Origin of the sequence: Massilia sp. CFBP9012 (assembly GCF_034045115.1) — a bacterium.
GTDB lineage: Bacteria > Pseudomonadota > Gammaproteobacteria > Burkholderiales > Burkholderiaceae_D > Telluria.
This window is the reverse complement of record NZ_JAXCWM010000017.1, coordinates 23,026-43,802: the sequence shown is the minus strand read 5'-3', so window position 1 is coordinate 43,802 and position 20,777 is coordinate 23,026. Positions and strand designations below refer to the sequence as shown.

Annotated in this window: 16 protein-coding genes and 1 tRNA gene; 13 read left to right on the top strand and 4 right to left on the bottom strand. The window is 61.2% G+C overall.

Features of this window, described 5'->3' with window-relative positions; all coding sequences use genetic code 11:
* The first annotated feature begins 7 nt into the window (after positions 1 to 7).
* From SOM61_RS23505 to SOM61_RS23465, 9 genes are all read left to right on the top strand, one after another.
* The gene (locus SOM61_RS23505; protein ID WP_320476319.1) at positions 8 to 1,624 is read left to right on the top strand and encodes a DHA2 family efflux MFS transporter permease subunit; all 1,617 of its coding nucleotides are present in this window, start codon (positions 8 to 10) and stop codon (positions 1,622 to 1,624) included.
* A 26-nt stretch (positions 1,625 to 1,650) separates the two neighbouring features.
* The gene (locus SOM61_RS23500) at positions 1,651 to 3,096 is read left to right on the top strand and encodes an efflux transporter outer membrane subunit (RefSeq protein ID WP_320476318.1); all 1,446 of its coding nucleotides are present in this window, start codon (positions 1,651 to 1,653) and stop codon (positions 3,094 to 3,096) included.
* A 34-nt stretch (positions 3,097 to 3,130) separates the two neighbouring features.
* Positions 3,131 to 4,855, top strand: a complete 1,725-nt coding sequence (locus SOM61_RS23495; protein WP_320476317.1) for a dipeptidyl-peptidase 3 family protein — start codon at positions 3,131 to 3,133, stop codon at positions 4,853 to 4,855.
* A gap of 123 nt (positions 4,856 to 4,978) precedes the next feature.
* Positions 4,979 to 6,601 carry a methyl-accepting chemotaxis protein gene (locus SOM61_RS23490; protein WP_320476316.1) on the top strand — a complete coding sequence of 541 codons (1,623 nt, stop codon included), beginning with the start codon at positions 4,979 to 4,981 and terminating at the stop codon, positions 6,599 to 6,601.
* A gap of 126 nt (positions 6,602 to 6,727) precedes the next feature.
* The gene (locus SOM61_RS23485) at positions 6,728 to 7,420 is read left to right on the top strand and encodes a hypothetical protein (RefSeq protein WP_320476315.1); all 693 of its coding nucleotides are present in this window, start codon (positions 6,728 to 6,730) and stop codon (positions 7,418 to 7,420) included.
* Between the two features lie 138 nt (positions 7,421 to 7,558).
* Positions 7,559 to 7,963 carry a cell envelope biogenesis protein TolA gene (locus tag SOM61_RS23480; protein WP_320476314.1) on the top strand — a complete coding sequence of 135 codons (405 nt, stop codon included), beginning with the start codon at positions 7,559 to 7,561 and terminating at the stop codon, positions 7,961 to 7,963.
* A 287-nt stretch (positions 7,964 to 8,250) separates the two neighbouring features.
* Complete coding sequence (locus SOM61_RS23475; RefSeq protein ID WP_320476313.1) at positions 8,251 to 9,198, top strand: BON domain-containing protein; 948 nt, start codon at positions 8,251 to 8,253, stop codon at positions 9,196 to 9,198.
* 171 nt (positions 9,199 to 9,369) lie between these two features.
* Positions 9,370 to 10,209, top strand: a complete 840-nt coding sequence (locus tag SOM61_RS23470) for an HDOD domain-containing protein (protein WP_320476312.1) — start codon at positions 9,370 to 9,372, stop codon at positions 10,207 to 10,209.
* Between the two features lie 99 nt (positions 10,210 to 10,308).
* Positions 10,309 to 11,238: a choice-of-anchor A family protein gene (locus SOM61_RS23465; protein WP_320476311.1), complete on the top strand. Its 930-nt coding sequence runs from the start codon at positions 10,309 to 10,311 to the stop codon at positions 11,236 to 11,238.
* A gap of 229 nt (positions 11,239 to 11,467) precedes the next feature.
* Here the strand turns inward: SOM61_RS23465 and SOM61_RS23460 are convergent, their stop codons facing one another.
* The 4 genes from SOM61_RS23460 to SOM61_RS23445 form a co-directional block, all read right to left on the bottom strand.
* Positions 11,468 to 12,646 (bottom strand): MFS transporter, encoded by a 1,179-nt coding sequence (locus SOM61_RS23460; RefSeq protein WP_320476310.1) that lies wholly within the window; start codon positions 12,644 to 12,646, stop codon positions 11,468 to 11,470.
* Between the two features lie 133 nt (positions 12,647 to 12,779).
* Positions 12,780 to 13,391: an IMPACT family protein gene (locus tag SOM61_RS23455; protein ID WP_320476309.1), complete on the bottom strand. Its 612-nt coding sequence runs from the start codon at positions 13,389 to 13,391 to the stop codon at positions 12,780 to 12,782.
* A 61-nt stretch (positions 13,392 to 13,452) separates the two neighbouring features.
* Positions 13,453 to 13,528: transfer RNA gene (locus SOM61_RS23450), tRNA-Lys, on the bottom strand.
* A 51-nt stretch (positions 13,529 to 13,579) separates the two neighbouring features.
* Positions 13,580 to 14,254, bottom strand: a complete 675-nt coding sequence (locus SOM61_RS23445) for a hypothetical protein (protein WP_320476308.1) — start codon at positions 14,252 to 14,254, stop codon at positions 13,580 to 13,582.
* A 156-nt stretch (positions 14,255 to 14,410) separates the two neighbouring features.
* On the opposite strand from SOM61_RS23445, the gene SOM61_RS23440 reads away from it, so the two are divergent.
* From SOM61_RS23440 to SOM61_RS23425, 4 genes are read left to right on the top strand one after another with little or no spacing between them, the layout of a single operon-like run.
* Positions 14,411 to 17,221: a type VI secretion system Vgr family protein gene (locus SOM61_RS23440; protein ID WP_320476307.1), complete on the top strand. Its 2,811-nt coding sequence runs from the start codon at positions 14,411 to 14,413 to the stop codon at positions 17,219 to 17,221.
* Positions 17,218 to 18,087, top strand: coding sequence for a DUF4123 domain-containing protein (locus SOM61_RS23435; protein ID WP_320476306.1), 870 nt, complete (start codon positions 17,218 to 17,220; stop codon positions 18,085 to 18,087). The genes SOM61_RS23440 and SOM61_RS23435 overlap by 4 nt, the downstream gene beginning before the upstream one ends.
* Before the next feature lie 6 nt (positions 18,088 to 18,093).
* Positions 18,094 to 18,678 (top strand): DUF3304 domain-containing protein, encoded by a 585-nt coding sequence (locus SOM61_RS23430; protein ID WP_320476305.1) that lies wholly within the window; start codon positions 18,094 to 18,096, stop codon positions 18,676 to 18,678.
* Complete coding sequence (locus SOM61_RS23425; protein ID WP_320476304.1) at positions 18,659 to 20,599, top strand: T6SS phospholipase effector Tle1-like catalytic domain-containing protein; 1,941 nt, start codon at positions 18,659 to 18,661, stop codon at positions 20,597 to 20,599. Before SOM61_RS23430 ends, SOM61_RS23425 begins: the two co-directional genes overlap by 20 nt.
* Positions 20,600 to 20,777 lie beyond the last annotated feature (178 nt).

Here is a 20,777-nt window from a genome sequence, read left to right as displayed (position 1 = left end):
GCTTGCCATGACTACCCTGAGCAAACCTGCCGCAGTCGGCCCGACCTTGGGTGCTGTGCCGGGCGCACCGGTGAATGGCGCAGCCGTGGACATGCGCACCTGGATCGCGATCGCCGCCGGCATGCTGGGCGCCTTCATGGCGGTGCTCGACATCCAGATCACCAACTCTTCGCTGCGCGACATCCTCGGCACCCTGTCGGCCACGCAGGAAGAAGGCTCGTGGATCTCGACCGCCTACCTGTGCGCCGAAATCGTCGTGATCCCGCTGACGGCGCTGTTCTCGCGCGCCTTCGGCGTGCGCAACTACATGATCGGCACCACCGCGCTGTTCCTGGTGTTCTCGACCCTGTGCGGCGCGGCCTGGAGCCTGGAGAGCATGATCGTGTTCCGCATGCTGCAGGGCTTTACCGGCGGCGCGCTGATCCCGATGGCGATGACCCTGGTGATGACCTTGCTGCCGCCATCGAAGCGCGCCACCGGCATGGCCATCTTCGGCCTGACCGCGACCCTGGCGCCGGCCATGGGCCCGACCCTGGGCGGCTATCTGTCGGAGCTGTATGGCTGGCCGTCGATCTTCTACATCAACTGGGTGCCGGGCGTGCTGCTGATCGCCGGCATGGCCTGGGGCCTGAACCCCGAGAAGGCCAACCTCAGAACGCTGGTGAAGGCCGACTGGCTGGGCATCGTGCTGATGGCGATGGGCCTGGCCTGCCTGACGATCTTCCTGGAAGAGGGCAATTCGAAGGACTGGTTCGATTCGAGCTTCATCGTGGCCTTCGCCGCGCTCTCGCTCACGGGCCTCTTGGGCTGGGTGGCGCTGAGCTTCTCGAAGCCGGAACCGTTCGTCAACCTGCGCCTCTACGGCCAACGTAATTTTTTGGTGGCGACCACGCTGTCCGCGGTGATCGGCATGGGCCTGTATGGTTCCTCTTACTTGTTGCCTCTCTACTTGGGCCAGATCGCCGGCTATACGCCGATGCAGATCGGCGAAGTGATCGCCTGGGTCGGCCTGCCGCAATTGCTGGTGATGCCGTTCGCGGCCAAGCTGTCATCGAAAGTCGACAACCGCATCCTGTGCAGCTTCGGCCTGTTCATGTTCGGCATCTCGTGCATCATGAATTCCTTCATGGATGCCACCACCGGCTATGACCAGCTGATGTGGACGCAAGTCGTGCGCGCCATCGGCCAGCCGTTCGTGATGCTGACCCTGTCGAACTTCGCGATGTCGGGCCTGCAGCCACGCGACATGGGCTCGGCCTCGAGCCTGTTCAACATGACCCGCAACCTGGGCGGCTCGATCGGCATCGCGCTGCTGGCGACCTCGCTTACCAACCGCGAACACTTCCACTCGGCGCGCCTGGGCGAAGCGGTCTCGGTCTATGCGCCTGCAACCCAGGAACGCCTGGACGCGCTGACCCAGGGCTTCATCGCCAAGGGCATCGATCCGGCCAGCGCCTCAACCCAAGCGCTGGCCGTGGTCGACCGCCTGGTGCGGCGCGAAGCCTATGTGATGGCCTATAACGATGGCTTCTGGATCATCGGCATGATCCTGCTCGGCTGCATCGCGGCGATCTGGATGGCCGACAAGGTCAAGTCGCCGGGTGGCGGCTCAGGCGCCCATTGATACTGAATCGAATGAAGAGATCAACCATGTTCAAACCTCTCGCCTGTGTCCTCGCGATCGCTACCCTGGTCTCCGGCTGCACCACGCTCGGCCCGGATTTCAAGGCGCCGGACGCGCCGGCGCAAACGGCGTTCCGCCATCTCGAAGCGGGCGGCGACAGCGCGCGCCTGCCGGCCGCCTGGTGGACCGTGTTCCATGACGCTACCCTCGACGGCCTCGAGGCGCGCGCGCTGCGCGACAATCCGGGCGTGCAGGCCGCGGCCCAGCGCCTGCTGCAGGCGCAGGCGCAACTCGGCGTCGTGCGCGCCGGCCAGCTGCCGAGCGTCTCGGTCGGCGCCGGTGTGTCGAGTGCCCGTACCTCGGCCGAAACTTCGCAGGGCCTGGCCCTGGGCGGCCGCTCGATCGAGGGCAATAACTACAGCGTCGGCGCCTCGCTGTCGTATGAGCTCGACCTGTGGGGCCGCGTGCGCCGCGTGGTCGAGGCCAGCGATGCGCAGGCGCTGGCGGCGCAGGACGATCGCGATGGCGTGATCCTGCTGCTGTCGAGCCAGGTCGCCTCGTCGTACTGGCAGCTGCGCGGCCTGGACGCCGAGCGCGCGATCCTGGAAGGCGCCCTGGCTACGCGCCGCGAGTCGGAGCAGCTGGTCGAGGCCCGCTTCAATGCCGGCCTGTCGAACGAGCTGGACGTGTCGCGTGCGCGCATCGAGCGCGCCAACGCCGAAGCCGACCTGCACGAGGTGCAGCGCCAGCGCAATCTGGTAGAGCACGCGCTGGCCACGCTGGTGGGCAGCACGCCCAGCGCGCCGCTGATAGCCACAGGGCAGATGAAAACCGCGACCGCGCAACTGCCGCAGCCGCCCGCGATTCCCGTCGGCCTGCCGGCCAGCCTGGTGGGCCAGCGGCCCGACCTGGCGGCCAGCGTGGCGCAGCTGAAGGCGGCCAATGCGCAGATCGGCGTGGCCGAAGGCGCCTTCTATCCGGCGCTGTCGCTTACCGGGAATTTCGGCTATGCCTCGCAAAGCCTGAACGACCTGACCAACGGCGGTGCGCGCCAGTTCTCGGCCGGCCCGCTGGCGCTGTCGCTGCCGATCTTCGATGGCGGACGCAATCGCGCCAACCTGGCGCTGGCCAGGGCGCGCTATGACGAGGCGGTGGCCAATCACCAGACGAAGCTGCTGACGGCACTGCGCGAGGTGGAAGATGCGCTGTCCGACCTGCAGCAGCGCCAGATGCAAGGCGAGGTGCAGGCGCAGTCGCAACAGGCCGCGGCGCGCGCGCTGCTGGTGGCGCAGGCGCGCTACGAGCGCGGCGTATCGACCTATCTCGACGTGACCGATGCCCAGCGCAGCACGCTGGCGGCGGACCGCGCCGCGGCCCAGATCCGCACCCAGCGCCTGCTGGCGACGGTGGCGGTGGCGCGTGCGCTCGGCGGCGGTTGGGAGCAGGGAGAGGCGCTGGCGACGGTGCGATAATCATCTGGTTACCATTCAGGATTTGGGAGAGACCATGAAAAAAATCTTCGCACCGCTCGCCTTGTGCGCCGTTATCGGCGCCATATTCGCACCGGCTGTGTACGCGCAAACGGCGCCAACGGTCGCCAGCGCCGACCAGCTGCACGCCATGTCGAAACGCTTCGCGCCGGTCGAGCTACGCGCCGACGTGTCGCACCTAGGGAAGGGTGACCGCGCCGCCATCGTCAAGCTGATCGAAGCGGCCAAGATCATCGACACGCTGCAGCTGCGCCAGCGCTGGGCCCACAACGAGGCGCTGTGGAACGCGCTCAGGAAAGACACCACGCCGCTCGGCCGCGCGCGCCTGAATGCGTTCTGGCTCAACAAGGGCCCATGGTCGAACCTCGACAACAATGCTTCGTTCATGCCGGCCGAATATGCGGGCATCAGGATTCCGGCGAAGAAGCCCGAGGGCGCCAACTTCTATCCGGAAGGCGCTACCAAGGCGTCGCTGGAAAACTGGATGGACGGCCTGGCGCCCGAGCAGATGAAAGAGGCGCAGTGGTTCTTCACCGTGATCCGCACGGACCCGGACGGCAAGCTGCGCACCGTGAAGTATTCGGACGAGTACCGCCCCGAACTGGAAAAGCTGGCGAAGCTGCTGCGCGACGCGGCGGCAGCCACCGATAACGCCTCGCTCAAGAAATTCCTGGGCCTGCGCGCCGACGCCTTTCTTTCCAACGACTACCTGGCTTCGGACTTCGCCTGGATGGACCTCGACTCGCCGGTCGACGTGACCATCGGGCCATATGAAACCTATAACGACGAGCTGTTCGGCTACAAGGCCGCCTTCGAGGCCTATGTGAGCATCCGCGATCCGAAGGAAACGGCCAAGCTGGACTTCTTCGGCAAGCACCTGCAGGAACTCGAAGACAACCTCCCGCTCGACAAGCAGTACCGCAACCCGAAGGTCGGCGCCATCGCGCCGATGGTGGTGGTCAATGAGGTGTACGGCGCCGGCGACGGCAATATGGGCGTGCAGACCGCGGCCTACAACCTGCCGAACGACGAGCGCGTGATCCGCGAGCGCGGCTCCAAGCGCGTGATGCTCAAGAACGTACAGCAGGCCAAGTTCGCGTCCACGCTCACCCCGATCAGCAAGCAGGTGCTCAAGCCCGCTGACCAGAAGGACCTGGACTTCGATTCCTTCTTCACCCACATCCTGGCGCACGAGATCATGCACGGCCTGGGACCGCATCACACGAAGAAGGACGGCAAGGACTCGACCCCGCGCCAGGATCTGAAGGAAACCTATTCGACCATCGAGGAAGCCAAGGCCGACATCACCGGCCTGTGGGCGCTGCAGTACATGATGGACAAGGGCCTGCTGAAGGACACGCTGGGGCAGGGCGCGGCGGCCGAGCGCAAGCTGTACAACACCTTCCTGGCCTCGAGCTTCCGCACCCTGCACTTCGGCTTGAGTTCGTCGCACGCGCGCGGCATGGCGATCCAGGTCAACTACCTGCTCGACAAGGGCGGCTTTGTCGCCCACGACGACGGCACCTTCTCGGTCGACTTCAAGAAGATCAAAGGGGCCGTGATCGACCTGGACCGCGAATTCCTGACCATCGAGGCCACCGGCGACTATGCGCGCGCCAAGGCGATGATGGACAAGTACGTCGTGATCCGCCCCGAGGTGCGCAAGGCGCTCGACAAGCTGAAGGCGGTGCCGAACGACATCCGTCCGGCCTTCGTGACGGCGGACAGCTTGCTCAAATAGGGTAGAGCACGATAGGCCTGGCGCTGTAAGCACAATCTACAACGCCATGCTATAGTCGAATGGTTTCCAATAGGAAATACCTATGTATTTTCTTGCAACCTTATTGATCGACTTCTCGCCCACATGAAAACCAAGAACCTGACCATCGGCGCCCGGCTGGCATTCGGCTACGGCGCCGTTTTCTTACTGATGATTGCCCTGGTCGCGCTGGCAGTAAACCGCGTGGGCCGGATCGAGAGTGTCCTCAACCATATCAACGAGGTCAACAGCGTCAAGCAGCGCCACGCCATCAACTTCCGTGGCAGCGTGCACGACCGCGCGATCGCCCTGCGCGACGTGGCGCTGGCGTCGGACGCGGCTGGCGCCAGCGCGCCGATCGCCTTGATCCGCACGCTGGACGACAACTATGCGCGCTCCGCCGGCCCTCTGGATGCGCTGTTCAATGAACGAAAGGACATCCTGCCGGAAGAGAAGGAAGCGCTGGCCGCGATCAAGGCCCAGGAAAGCCTAACCAAGCCGCTGATCGCGCGCGTGGTCGCGCTGCACGCAGCCGGGCAGGCCCTCGAAGCGAACACGCTGTTGGCGCAAGAGGCGGCGCCGGCTTTCACCGCCTGGCTGGCCAGCATCAACCGCCTGATCGATCTCGAGGAAAAGCTGAGCAACGAGGCCGCCACCGAGGCGCGCCGCATGGCCAAGGGTTTCTTCGGCTGGATGGCGCTGCTGTGCGCGGGCGCGATCGCGGCCGGTTCGCTGGCGGCCTGGTACATCAGCCGCGGCCTGCTGCGCCAGCTCGGCGGCCAGCCGGACTATGCGGCCTCGATCGCCAGCGCCATCGCCAGCGGCGACCTGGGCGTGGAGATTGTCACCCGCCCGGGCGACCGCGGCAGCCTGCTGTTCGCGATGCAGGGCATGCGCGACAGCCTGGTGCGCATCGTGGCCCAGGTGCGCACCGGCACACTGGCGATCGGCACCGTATCGACCGAGATTGCGGACGGCAACCGCGACCTGGCCGGCCGCACCGAACGCCAGAACGGCACCCTGCAGGCCACTGCCGCCTCGGTCGAGCAATTGACCGGCACCGTGCGCCAGAATGCCGACAATGCGCGCCAGGCGAACATGCTGGCGGAATCGGCCTCCGAAGTGGCGCAGCGCGGCGGCAAGGTCGTGGCCGAGGTGGTGGGCACGATGGCGGCGATCAATGAATCGTCGAAGAAGATCGTGGACATCATCGGTGTGATCGATGGCATCGCCTTCCAGACCAATATCCTGGCACTCAATGCGGCGGTGGAAGCCGCCCGCGCCGGCGAGCAGGGCCGCGGCTTCGCCGTGGTGGCGACCGAGGTGCGTAACCTGGCGCAGCGTTCGGCGGCGGCGGCCAAGGAGATCAAGGTCCTGATCGGCAGCTCGGTCGAGCGGGTCGACGCCGGCGCCCGTCTGGTGGATCAGGCCGGCGCGACGATGGGCGAGATCGTCACCGGGGTCAAGCGCGTAACCGACATCATGGCCGAGATCAGCCATGCGTCCGCGGAACAGAATGCCGGCATCGAGCAGGTCAATGGTGCGATCGGCCAGATCGACGACGCCACGCGCCAGAATGCGGAGCTGGTGCAGCAGGCCAGCCAGGCCGCGGCCTCGCTGGAGGAAGAGGCGGAACGCCTGGCCCAGCTGGTAAGCATTTTCCGTCTCGACGGTGCAGCCGCGCCGGCCTTGCCGGCTCGACGGAAGCGGCTGGCGCTGACCGCCTGATCGCAACAAGGGCCGTTCGTCGCGGCCCTTGCTTTTTTGAACATACAGAAATATTTTCCTGAAAGAAGTGCGCTATTCGGGGCTAGAATTTCCGATAGGAATTTCGCTCATCCCCGGAGTAGCACCATGTACAAGACTCTCCTGTATGCGGCCGCCGTCCTGGCCGCATCCGCTTCGCTTCCCTCGCACGCATCGCAGCTCACGGCTCAAGAAATGCGCTGGCTGCGCGCCGCCGCCCCCGTGCTGGCGTACTCGAAATCGATCGCCCTGCCGGTCGACATCATCGTCCAGCCGAAGGCGCCGGCCGGCGCAGTGCCGCTGGCGATGGGTTTCGACAAGGGCCGCTGCAAGCTGGTGCTGTCGATGCGCGGTAATCCCGAGGCCGAGAAGGTGCTGGCCGATATCCCCGCCGACAAGCAGGCGCTGCTGATCGAGGCCATGGCCGCGCACGAACTGGCCCATTGCTGGCGCTACGCCCAGGGCGAATGGCACCTGCTGCCGGCAGGGTTCGTCGAAACGGGGCATGAAACCTCGCACGATCCGGAACTGCTGGCGGCGGCGAAGGCGATGCGCGACACCCGGCGCGAGGAAGGCTTCGCCGACCTGGTGGCGCTGGCCTGGATCCAGCGCACCCAGCCGGGAGAATATGCGCGGGTGCACGACTGGCTGCGCGGCGTGCGCGCCACCGTCGCGGTGCCGGGCAGCGGCCACGACACGCGCGCCTGGGTCAAGCTGGCCGGCAACGGCCGCCAGTTTGACAGCCGTCTGTCGCCATTCGAGGCCGCCGATGCGCTGTGGCGAGAAGGCTTGCTGCACTGACGAATGAGGTAGATCGACGTTCTTCGCTATCGTCCTTATAAGCTTAATTGGTTTTTTAATAAGCGTTCGGTGCCGCACAGAGTGCTCTGCGGCGTCGGCGTTTAATGGACTCACCAATAACCAATAGAGGGACCCAACATGAAATCGTTCATCGCTACCTTGATCGCCACCGCCGCCGTCGCCGCCATCGGCATCGCTCCTGCCGCCGCCCAGACCAATAAGGACGCCTATAAAACGGCGATGGACAAGGTCAAGGCCGACTACCGTGTCGCCAAGGACAAATGCGACGCCATGAGCGGTCACGCCGAAGACATCTGCGAAGACGAAGCCAAGCTGATGCGTGCGAAAGCCGAACTGGATGCGACCACCAAGTTCGACAATACCGGCAACAATGTGCGCAAGGCACGTGACAATGTGATCGACGCCGAATATGAACTGGCCGATGAAAAATGCGACTCGCTGAAAGGCGACGCCGAGGACAAGTGCGAAGCGCAGGCCAAGTCGACCCGCGATGCCGCACGTGACGCCAACAAGGCCAAGTAATCGTTGATCGGTTTGCCGCCGCACCTCACTGCGGCGGCGACTGAGGCAGCATTAGCACGTCGTTCCCGCGCAGGCGGGAACCTAAGTTGCCAGCGTTTCGATAGCGCTGAAAACCTTAGGTTCCCGCCTGCGCGGGAACGACGTTTTGGGGCTAACGAGGGAAGTGGATTTGCCGCTATATCCCGAAGTCCAGTTTGTCCAATCAAGGTACGTTGTCGCACAGATGTTGTAGGGTACAGGGCGTTTAATGGATGCCATCCTAACAACGCATGCAAGGGAATCCGACCATGAAAACCCTCATCGCTACCCTGATCGCAACCGCCGTATCCGCCGTCGCCATTGCTCCTGCCAGCGCCGCCCCCGTCGACAAGGAGGCCCACCGCGCCGCGATGGACAAGGCCGGCGCCGACTACCGCACTGCCAAGACCAAATGCGAAGCCATGAAGGGCAATGCCGAGGAAGTGTGCGAGGACGAGGCCAAGCTGGCCCAGGCGCGTGCTGAACTCGATGCCTATACCAAGTACGACACCACCGGCGGCAACCTGCGCGATGCGCGCGCCAAGGTGGTCCGCGCCGAGCACGAGCTGGCCGACACCCAGTGCGACGCCACCGCAGCCGGCGACAAGGACCGCTGCAAGGCCACGGCCAACTCGATCCGCGATGCCGCGCTGGCCCGCCTGGACGACCGCGATATCGACCGCGCCGTCGGCCACAGCAGCAGTGGCGAACTGGTGAGCAGCATCGACTCGAAAGATCCAGCGACGGCCGCCGCCGTCCAGAAGTGCGAACAGATGACCGGCGATGCGCGCACCGCCTGCGTGGTCGATAAGCGCGGCAACGTCACTACCGCCACCAACGTGGCCGCCACCACCGGCGCGGCCGTGGCCGCCAACACCCGTGAAGCGGTCGCCACCGTGAAGGAAAAGACTGCGGCCGCATTCGACCGCACCAAGGAAATGGCGTCGAACGCCGCCCACAAGGCGGAAAACGCCACCGAGCGCGTCGGCGAAAAGACTGCCCGCGTGGCCTCGGACGGCAACATCACCGCCAAGGTCAAGGCCGGCCTGGTGTCCGATCCTGCCCTGAAGGGCATGGAAATCAACGTCGATACCGAAGGCGGCGTCGTGATGCTGAGCGGCTTCGTCGAATCGAAGGCCGAAGCCGACAAGGCCATGCAAGTGGCCAAGGGCGTCGACGGCGTGACCAACGTCAAGAGCACAATCAAGGTCAAGTAATCCCAGCCTGATCGCTTTACAACAGCCCGCGTGCCATCCGGCGCGCGGGCTGTTTTGCATCCGCCTCAGGCTTATGCGGTGTGGATGATGCGCCACAGTTTGGCCAGCCGGTGGATATGGGGCGGACATGGCGTCCGGTCCGGGCATCCGGCGGGGGCTATAATTACCGACGTGAATAAACTTGAAGCATTCGGATACATCGCGGCGCAGGCCGTTCGCGGTGAGATCACTTTCCCCACCAGCGTCAATGCCGTGCTGCGCCTGCAGCTCGCCCTCGACGACCCGGATTGTCATATCGACGAGGCGATCCGCCTGGTGCTGGCCGAACCGCAATTGGCCGCGCGCACGGTCGCGATCGCCAATACGCCCGCCTTCGGCGGCAGCAGCGCAATGCCGGTGACCAATGTCCGCGCCGCCGTGGCGCGCATCGGGTACCGGCGCCTGCAGGCCCTGGTGGCCAGCCTGGTGGTGCGGCAATTCGGTAACCGCATCAACGACCCGGGCCTGCGCGCCAAGGCCGAGCAGTTGTGGGCGCATACGACCCACGTCGCCTCGATCGCCCATTCGCTGGCGCGCCGCGTCACCGGCGTCAATCCCGATACCGCCCTGTTTGCCGGCATCGTGCACGAGGTCGGCGCCTTCTACCTGCTGGCGCGGGCCGACGAGTTTCCCGGCCTTCTGGACGACGATCCGGAGAACTGGGGCGCCTTGTGCGAAGACGTGGTCAGCGCCGAGGTGATGAAGAAGCTGTCGATACCGCCGGCGGTGTCGGAGGCGATCGCCGACATGCGCGGCGGCTGGCTGAACATGCCGCCGGGCACCTTGCTCGACACCCTGTTGCTTGCGAACCAGTATGCGCCGGTGGCGTCGCCCCTCGACAGCCGCCGCGCCAACCTGCCCGACCACGGCGAGAGCGCGCTCGATTTCGTCTTCGACGAATTCACGCTGCAAGACATCCTGGATGAAGCGGCCGAAACCGCGAAGGCAATGGGCGACGTCGCCCTGGTGTGATCATTCGTTAGATTTACTGGCAAGCGTATCTTTCCTGCAACCAAATTGTGGTGTCGGAGTGATACTCTTGATCATTATTAATTTCCGTGTGGAATTTTTATGATCAAGTTTGGCGTATTTCTAGGTGTGGCATTGGCCAGCATGGGCGCCCAGGCAGGCGTCATCGATCTGGGCGCCATCATGGGCGGTGCAAACGTCTATACCGCGGGCGACTTCAAGGCGATCTCGAGCGACGTCGAAGGGGCGATCGTTTCTGGTGGTAACGTCACGATCCAGAATTACGCGGTCAATAAAAAAGACAGGGCGGCTTACGCCGGTTACTCGATCGTCGCAGGCGGCGATATCTCGCTGACGAGCGGCAGCATCCACAACGGTCCGGTGTATGCCGGCGGTGCGGTGACCACGCAGAGCGCTGCCACCCCGCCACGTTCGACGGTCAATCCGGTCGATTTTTCCTCAGCAACGGAGCAATTCAAGGACATCGCCGCCGGACTGAGCCTTGTCGGGGCGACAGGCACGGTCGAGCGCCTATACAGTGCCAATAAGCTCATCGGCAGCGGCAAGGGCGGCGTCGACATATTCAATGTCTCGGCCGACTTTTTGAATGGCGGCAATAACTGGGTGCTCAGCGGCCTGACCGCAAACCAGACGTTGATTTTTAATATCAGCGGCAAGCACGGCGGTTTCACTGGCGGCATGCAGCCACTGAGTGGCTACAACGTCCTGTTTAATTTCTTCGAGGCCGAGACGGTCGACGTAAAAGGTATTCTTGGCAGCGTGCTGGCGCCGTATGCGACGGTCGTTCCCGGCTATGGCGTCATTAAGGGCCAGGTCATCGCTGGCACCTGGAATTCAAGCGTTCAGGTGGATGCCGAGAATTACTGGAAGGCGGTCGACGTTCCGGGTTTCGAACTCGTCAAGAACGATCCGCCGGTCGAGTCGCCGGTGGAGGTGCCCGAGCCGGGCACCCTGACGCTGATGATGGCGGGGCTGCTTGGCGGAATTGCACTGCGGCGCCGTCGCGCCTGAAGAAGTTTTCATGAAGGACAAACGGCGGCTGAGAGCCTGATGCCGTTAGGTTAAGCATCAAATACGTCGTCCCCGCGAAGGCGGGGACCCAAGTTCTGCAAACGTCGTCGAAACGCTTGCAACTTAGGTCCCCACCTTCGTGGGGACGACGTTTTTATGCTAACTCAAGAAGACTTTTGCCTTAACTTAACGCCATTGCGGCCGCGAGCCGCCGTTTTTCATTCTCAGATCAGGTGCAGCCGGCCGCCAGCATGCGCGTCTGCATGCGGTGGCGCGCCAGCATGAACGCCGTCAATCCCACGCCGCACAGCGCCAGGGCCGCCGCCACCCACTGCGGCGCCGTGTAGGCATAGCCCAGCGTCAGCGGCACGCCGCCGAGGAAGGCGCCCAGCGCATTACCGATATTGAAACCGGACTGGCCCAGCGAGGAGCCGAGCATCTCGGCTTCGCGCGATTGTTCCATCAGCAGCAACTGGATCGGCGGCCCGATCGCCAGCGCATTGGCGCCGGTCAGGAAGGCCAGCACGACCATCGCCAGCTTCGACTCCGCGAGGAAGCCATTGCACAGCAGCAGAACGGTCATCGACATCATGAGGATCAGCAGGGCGGGCAGCGGGTGCACGCGGTCCGCCAGGCGGCCGCCGAACTGCACGCCGACCGTCATGCCGACGCCGACCGCGGTCATGATCAGGGGAATCGTGGTCGAATCGAAGCGCGTGACGTCGGTGAGCAATGGCGCGATATAGCTGAACCAGGCGAAGAAGCCGCCGGTGCCGATCGAGACGATGCCCAGCGCCAGCCACAGGTCGAGGTGGCGGAAGATGCGCAGGTCTTGCATGATGCCGGTGCGCTTGCCCGGTTCGATATGCGGCACCCACTGGCGCAGGCTCCACATGGTGAGCAGGCCGATCACGGCCACGATCAGGAACACCAGGCGCCAGTCGATGACGTGGCCGATCCAGGTACCGAGCGGCACGCCCAGCACATTGGCCAGGGTCAGGCCGGTAAACATCGTGGCGACGGCGGCGGCGGTGCGGCCCTCGTCGGCCAGGCGGCTGGCCACGACGGCGCCGACGCCGAAGAAGGCGCCATGCGGCAGGCCGGCCAGGAAGCGCGACACCATCATGATCTCGAAGTTCGGCGCGAACGCCGACATCGCATTAAAGATGGCGAACATCAGCATGAACCAGACCAGCACGCTGCGCGGCGGGCGGCCGGCCACCAGGCTGACCAGGGTCGGCGCGCCGACCACGACGCCCAGTGCATAGGCGGTGATCAGGTAGCCGGCTTGCGGGATGGTGATGTGCAGGCCGTTGGCGATGTCGGGAAGGATGCCCATCATGACGAATTCGGTCATGCCGATGCCGAAGCCGCCAAGGGCGAGTGGAAGTAGGCTTTTCTTGATCACGGGGATTGTTGTTCGGGTGGAAAGAGGAAAGCCGGCCGAAGCGTATGCGCGGCCGGGTCAGGCACTATACCGGGAGCAGGCGGACGCGTCCGCTTTCGTGTCGTGATGACGGGTATAGGGCGCCGGAATGGCTTCAGTGAACGCCGTCCTCGTCGTCGGCGTCGGACGGCCAGCCGATGCGGCCATGGCCGGCTTCGTCGAGGCGGGCGCGCAGCGCATCGGCGGCGCTGGCCGGGAGGCTGAAGGTGAAACGCACGTCGTCGCCGTGCTCGACCGCATCGAGGCTGGCGCCTGCTCCATCGAGTTCGCGCCGCAGCATGCCTTCCATGGCATAGGGCGCGGTGCAGCGCAGCTGGCGCAGCTTGATGATCGGGATCTTGGTCGCCGTCAGCAGGGCCTGGGCAACGCTGTCGGTATAGGCGCGCACCAGTCCGCCCGCGCCGAGCTTGACGCCGCCGAAGTAGCGCACCACGGTGGCCAGCACGCCTTCCAGGTCCTGGTGGCGCAAGACGTCGAGCATGGGGCGGCCCGCGGTGCCGCTGGGTTCGCCGTCATCGACCGCCGCCGACTGGCCGCCGGCCAGCAGGGCCCAGCACACATGGGCCGCGCCCGGATGCTGGGCACGCAGCTCGGCCACGATCTTGACGGCCCCGGCGCGGTCCGGCATCGGCTGCACGCAGGCGATGAAGCGGCTTTTCTTGATGACCAGTTCGTGCTGGACGGCGCTGGCGATCGTCTGGGGCATGGCGTTCGGAAAGTGAAAACAACAACGCCAACCCGAAGGCTGGCGTTGTTGTCTGAATCTTTGGTAGGCCGTGCGTGGCTCGAACACGCGACCAACGGATTAAAAGTCCGCTGCTCTACCAACTGAGCTAACGACCCGAAGAAGACGAGATTATAGCGGCACTTGACCGATTTACCAAGTGCTTCGAATCACTTTTTATGCGCGCCGGTTGTGTCGGACCCGTCGTCCTGCGCTTTATCCTGGGTTTCGTCGTGCGTTTCGTCCTGCGCATCCGGCGCATGATCGTGTCCCTGCGGCAACTCGCTCTTCGCGACGGGCGCGTATTTGGTCTTGGGGTCGCCTTCCATATCGCGTTCGATTTCGTCGTCCTCGGCTTTTACTTCGCGCATGGCTTCCGGCTCGAGTTTCTCGGCCTCTGTATTCATGCGGATAAACAGGCCCCAGGTCGCCAGGATGGCTGCAGCGGCCAGGCCGACCGATGCGGCGTGCGGCAGGAATTGCGGTTGGCCGTTCACGAATTTGAAGACGCCGATCAAGGCCTCGACCGACAGGGCGACCACCACGACGATCAGGAAACGCGACAGGAAGCGGCGCACGCGGGTCGGGGCGCTGATATTGGCCGAGCGCTGGACTTCTTCTTCCAGCACGGTCTGTCCAAGTTCCAGGGATGCCACCGCAATGGTCAGCAAGCCAACGCATTCGAGCAACACGTCGAACCGGTCGTCCGTGGGCATCGTGTTCATGGGATTGAGGGCGTGCCAGGTTTCGATCCCGGCCAGGACGATCAATCCCATTCCACAAGTAAAGAAGAGGGCCACGATCATCAGGTAGCCGAACAGGAAAATTTTTTCGATCAGGTACATATCGAGACACTCCGGAAGTTGTAATTACTTTAACACCGAACGTCGACGGGGCTGTGTCCGGATGAAAGCATGCCCCAATGATGATTGCGCGCAAGAGCTACGCTCCAGACACCTTATATCGTGTGCCTGATCAGTTGATGAGGAGCACGTATTGCCATGGCGAATGCGTTGATCGAGGAAGTCACCGCCGCGCTGGCGGAATTTTCCGGAGCGACCAGGCTGATGGACCTCAGCATCGGCGAGCGCGGTGAGTACGGGCTGCTGGTCGAGGCGTTCGCTGCCGAAGAAGCGGTGCAGGAGGTCGGTCTACGGGAGGTGATCGCCTTGTCGACCAGCGCTTTTATCCCGGTGACGGCATTGCTGGGGCAGCCGGCGACGCTCGAGCTCAGTCTGGCCAATGGCACGCGGGAACGGTTTTCGGGGGAGGTCTGCGCAGCCGCCATGCTGGGCAGCGATGGCGGGCTGGCCCGCTACCGGATTCGCATCGCGCCCTGGATCTGGCGCCTGGCCCATGTGCGCAATTGCCGGGTATGGCAAGACAAGCGCGTGATCGACATCGTCGACGCGGTCTTCGCCGATTACCGGCCAGCGGCGCGCTGGCGTTGGAGCGACGAGGTCAATTCCTTCATGGCCGACGCGCAGCCGCGCAGCTATTGCTGCCAGTACCGCGAGTCCGATCTGGATTTCGTGCTGCGCCTGCTGGCCGAGGAAGGCTTGTCCTGGCGGGTCGAGGATACCAGGGACGGACATGGCCTGGTGCTGTTCGCCGACAGCAGCCAGCCGAGCAGCGTGCCGGAGGATGCGAGCAGCGCGTCGCATGGCGGCATTCGCTACCACGGCGTCAGCTCGGTCGAGCAGCGCGACTCGGTGCAATCCCTGCACGCCCACCAGCAGCTGCACGCCTCGCTCATGACGGTGCTCAGCAGCGACTACAAGGCCAGGCGCAGTGTCAGCGGGAATTCCCCGTCACACGTGCGCTACAACAAGCTGCCGGAACTCGAATCGTATGACGTGCCAGGTCAATATGCCTACGCCAATAGCGCCCAGGCGCGGCGTTATGTGGATTTGCAGATGCAGGGAAAGGAGGCGCGCGGCCAGATCTGGTCGGGACGTTCGACCGTGCGCACCTTGCGTGCCGGCACGCGAATGGATGTGACCGGCGCGCCGCTGCAGCAGATCGGCACGGCTGGCGCCTTCACCGTCCTGCGGGTGAGCAGCGTCGGCATCAACAATCTGCCGCCGCCGGCCCGGGATGCGCTGGCGGAGTTGTTCGGTCCTCTTCCCGAACTGCTGGAGCAGGCGCTGCGCGTGGTGCCAGCGGACTTCGGCCTGGCGATCGCGCAGGCGCGCCGCACGGGCTATGCCAATTGCTTCGAGGCGATTCCTTCCGCGGTGCCGTGGCGTCCGGAATTGCCGGGCAGCGACGGGCGCATGCATGCCAAACCCACGGCGCGTGGCGCCCAGAGCGCGATCGTGGTCGGGCTGAGCGGCAACGACAGCGCGCAGGGCGCCGACGAACTGTGCTGCGACCGGCTGGGGCGGGTGCGGATCCGGTTTCACTGGCAGGACAGCGGCAGCGCGACTTGCTGGGTGCGCGTGGCGCAGCGGTCGGTGGGGTTTCAGTTCCTGCCGCGCATCGGGCAGGAAGTGCTGGTCCAGTTCCTGGAGAACGATATCGATCGGCCGGTGATCGTTGGTGCTTTGTATAACGGGCAGGGCGAGGGTGGCGTCTTGCCGACGCCTGGAGGAAAGCGGGTTGCGCAAGGCAAGGTGTCACCCTTCGAGAAGGCGAACGATCATGCGCGGTCGGGGCAGGGCAATCTGGCGGTCGGTAACAGTCCGGTATGGCATGGGGCGTCGCCGGAGAGCGAAGGACATCGTAATAGCGCGGCGCAGTGGGGGATTCGCAGTAAGGAGTTTGGTGGTTCGGGGTATAGCCAATTGCTGTTCGACGATACCGATGGACAGGGAAGGGTGCAGCTACGGTGCAGCCATGCGGCAACCGAGTTGAATCTAGGGCATTTGGTTCATTCGGCGGATAACTATCGTGGGAGTTTTCGCGGGTTGGGGGTGGAGTTGCGGACTGATGCATATGGGGCGATAAGGGCGAGCGGAGGTCTTCTGATTTCGAGTTACGGGATCAATCATGGGGCTGCTATGCGGGATGCCGCTAGCGAGAATGCGGATGGCGTGGGGCTCGCGGAGCAGGCGGTGAAGATGGCTGAAGTTTTTCATCGGGCGGCGACGATTCATAAAACCGTTGGGTTGGCGGCACATGCAGGGGCGGCGAAGGCCGGTTCGAGTGTGCTGGATCAGAATATCGCGCCCATGAACGCAATATTTGCCGCGTTGTCGGGCAACGTCGATATACATCGGTTTGACAAGACCGAGGTTGGTCCGGACACGTTGGAATTGGCCGCCCCGATGGTAGCAATTGCCGCCAAAAACGGAATGGGAGTGAATGCGGGGCAGAGCTTACAAATTACGAATGGCGAGACGGTTTCGATGATAGCTGGGCGAGATGCTCAGTCTATCAGCGGAGGTCAGATTTGCATCCATTCTGGTCAGGTTATCGGAGTGCTCGGCGGAACAGTCATGGCTGATGCAGACGATGCAGGTTTGCAGTTGATCGCAGCACGGGAGGCAATCGATATTCAGGTCCAGGGTGATGATCTGAAGATTCAAGCGCGCGACGAAGTAAGTGTAATGAGTGCGAACGCGCACATCGATTGGGCAGCGGTAAAGACCATCAGTTTGTCGACCGCAGGCGGCGCGAGCATCGTCATCGACGGCGGCAACATCAACGTCTTGTGCCCGGGAAAGATTGCTGTACAGGCAGGGAAGAAGAGCTTAAGTGGGGCAAATCAGCTCGATTATCCATTGCCAACCTTGCCAGCCAGCATCTGCGTTGAGTGCCTGATACGAGCACGCAGTACCGGTTCTCCATTTGTTTTGAGGTCGGCATGAGTAAATGTATTGATTTCAGAGGTATAACCGCGAAATTACTCGAATCCAGACCTGAAGAGAATATTTTTCTTTTGCTTGATCACGGTGGGTTGCCCGGATTATCAAAACAGTTGCAATACGGTTCGACAGAGTGGATGAGCTTGTTTGATCGAACCAAAGAGGAAAGTGCTCTGGCGGTGGCCCCCATTCTCGTTCTAGCTGCCAGCGGAGGGGAAATCAGGTTGTCGCGTATTGTATTTGACTGGCTAAAGCAGCGTGGAACTTACTCTTCGTCAGTAATGATGCTCGTCTCCTCGCTAGATTTGACAGGCTTGGCAAGGGGCCTTGGCACGCGCCTGCATATTACTCTCGCAGGCGGTGTCGAAGCCATGCTGCGCTTTTTCGATCCCCGCGTGTTTGAGAGTCTGCTCAATATCCTGACACGGGAGCAGAAAGAGGTTTTTCTTGGTGTAGCGAGTTCCTGGCACTACGTTGATCGATCCGGGCGGATTGCGCAAACGACAAATAAGTATGGAGCGGTTAATCCTGCCTCAAAACCTGTCTTACTGAGTCAGGAACAGGAAGACCACATGCTGGCGGCTTCCGAGATCGATCAAATATTGAGTTCATTGAGGTCAAGTGTTCCTAATCTGTTTTCGGAGATCCCGCGTGAATCGCAATATGACTTTGTCTCTGAGAGTGTTATTGAGGCAAGGAGCAAAAAGCTCGGATCAGTATTGCAGATGTCGCTGTATGCAATGATCAGGTTGTTTTACGTGAAAGGAATAATGTCTATGGAGGTGTATGAGAAGGCGATTGAGTATCTAAGGTCCAGTGATGTCAATAATTTGAAGATCCTTCTGAATAATGGTGAAGTTAATATCTAGAGAGGTATGAGTAAAATGGCGTCAAAAAAACTCCTGTTCTTTCTTGCTTTGATATCGACGGTTCTAATTGAGTTGTCGATGAGCGGTGTCGTAGCGAAAGAGGCGACAGGAGGAAGGATGATAGAAGAAAGCGATGCTGGTGAATATTTTATATTAGGATTAATTGGGTTTAATTACACTGATCGGCTCATCGATCATTACTCAGTGGATAGTTCAGGGGGCGGACACGTGCACTTGAGCTCACCAACTAGCGGGGGTAGTGGGGTTGTATGCTGCACAAGGATATCGAAAGCTCAGCGTGAGAAAGTAGAGGTAAAGGTCAAGTGGCAAGTTGATGGATGCACTTATCCAGTCAAGAGTTCGACAGGACGCATTGGTGAAAGACGAATTTTTCATTATAAGGAAGCGCTTGCCTATGTAGATCCACCCACCAGTTCAGCCCCGGCTTACTTGGAGACCCATTTCTATCCCGATGGTTCCGTGAAAGTCAAGGTGACGGAATTCATCTCTCCTCCCGCAATGCACCTTGATGAAGATCGTAAGGATCAGAGCATATTTTTGAGGTGCAAGGATGCGAAAAACTCCAGATAATTCAAAAGTTGGCGATACTAAATCACCCGCCTCAAGAAAGTCAGCAGCAGATCTGCGAGACGCTGTCGATTTTTCAGCAAAAGCTCCTGCAACAATGTCTCGATCTACGTCTCAAGCCTCCCCCATATCGAATGCTGTTGCTAATATTTCTGCCGAAATCGAAAGGAATGCTCAACCTTCGAAGTGCCGACAAAGGATTTGGTTCTCGTTCTTTTTTGATGGGACCGGAAATAATCTCGATGCAGATATGACATTGCAAAAGCACAGCAATGTTGCGCGGCTGTATCGCGCGCATTTGGCGACTAACGCAGCGCACGGTATTCACTCGATCTATATACCTGGAATCGGAACATATTTTCGTGAGATCGGAGACCCCGGTGGAACTGTAACAGGCGCAGCGTTTGGGGCCATGGGTGAGGCTCGTCTTGACTTTGCGCTGAAAGAGTTTGATCGATATTTAAAATTACCGATTCTCAGGGCCGCTGTCCCAGCGAATGCTATTGAGGAAATCAGCATTGCGGTATTTGGATTCAGTCGTGGAGCCGCATTGGCTCGGGCTTTTGTCAATGCCATCATGGAAACTCGCTGCAAATTCAACGATCCAAGGTGGGTTCTGAGGCAGGGGAGCTGGCCAGTACGGTTCTGCTTCATGGGATTATTCGATACCGTGGCATCGGTGGGGCAGCCGATGAGCCAGAATAACACTGATTATTATAATCCGATGATATCCGATGTGAGAGGTATGCTTGATGAAAGGGCAGAGGATTACGCCGATACTCGTCCGGTAAGATTGGCGTTTTCTGACGGTGGGGTGCCCGGAGCAGATCCAGCGCCCGGGAAAAATGCAGGACACGATTCGTGGGCGGAAAAGTTGGAAATCCATGAAAGTGTCGAGGAAGTCCGGCATTTCGTTGCTGCTCATGAGATACGCAACTCGTTTCCTCTCGATAGCATCAGTGTCATGAGGGAAGGGCGTATTGTAAAGCCCGCCCACTTTTTTGAAGTGATCTATCCTGGCGCTCACTCGGACGTAGGTGGCGGATATGCGGCAGGCGAAGGCGCTAAATCATTATTGGAGGACGAGAGTTTGAGTCTAATACCTCTGCGCCACATGTATGATTTTGCAGTGTCGAAGGGCGTGCCGATGCAGCCTAAAGGTCGACTGATTCCTGAGGACTTTCGTACAAGCAGTGATCTTCGTGAGGCATTTAACAAATACCTGCAAGCTGTCGGGAATGCCGCTACCCTTGGAGAAGGTTTTAACCGGCATATGAAATTTTATTTTGCCTGGCGCTTTCAGTGCATGAAGCGGAATGCGAAAGAAAAGAATGGCTTCTCTGAATCCTTGAGAAAGGAGGGGGAGAGGTTCAGGAGTGAGAGAGCTGCGTGCGAACCGAAACTCAAGGAACTTGAGCAGCAACTTGGAGCAGCCGAAAAAGCCCTGATCGCGGCCAGAGGAGCGAGTGATGCAATGGCACCATCAAGTCATATGATTGAAAAAGCAAAGGCTGAGGTGGCAGCGAGGAAACACGAATATCTGAAAATGAAGGCTGAGCGCGATGCCATACCAGACATGTCCAGGGTCTATTCGCTGACTCCGCTTTATGACCGCCAACTACTCGATGATGCACAATCCATTCGTTCGTTATTGCAATCAAAGAATGGTAAGTTCACCAAGAGTAATCTACGACCACATTATCAAGGCTTGGTAGATTCCTATGAGGACGAAATATTCCGAGTCGAGAAAAATCCGGATGTGATCATCACTCGGATATTTGAGCAATATGTGCACGATTCTCTCGCTGGTTTTGGCAGGGATGCAACATATCCCTCCGATCCGCGTGTAATTTATGTTGGTGGAGACAAAAAATTACGTTTTGCTGTTCACACTAATGGCGCTAAAGACATAATGGTGGGCTGAAGGTTTTCGGCCGGTCGCTGGGATCCGCTTTGCGGCATCTCAAGAGGAATAGGAAAAGCGCTTCATCATGGGCAGCGTTTTGCTAAGTGGAGTAGTCGGTCGCTAGGATGCAACTGTAGATTCTATTTGTCGCACCGCATATGTGCTTTTCGAATAATAGTTCAGTCGACTTTGAAAA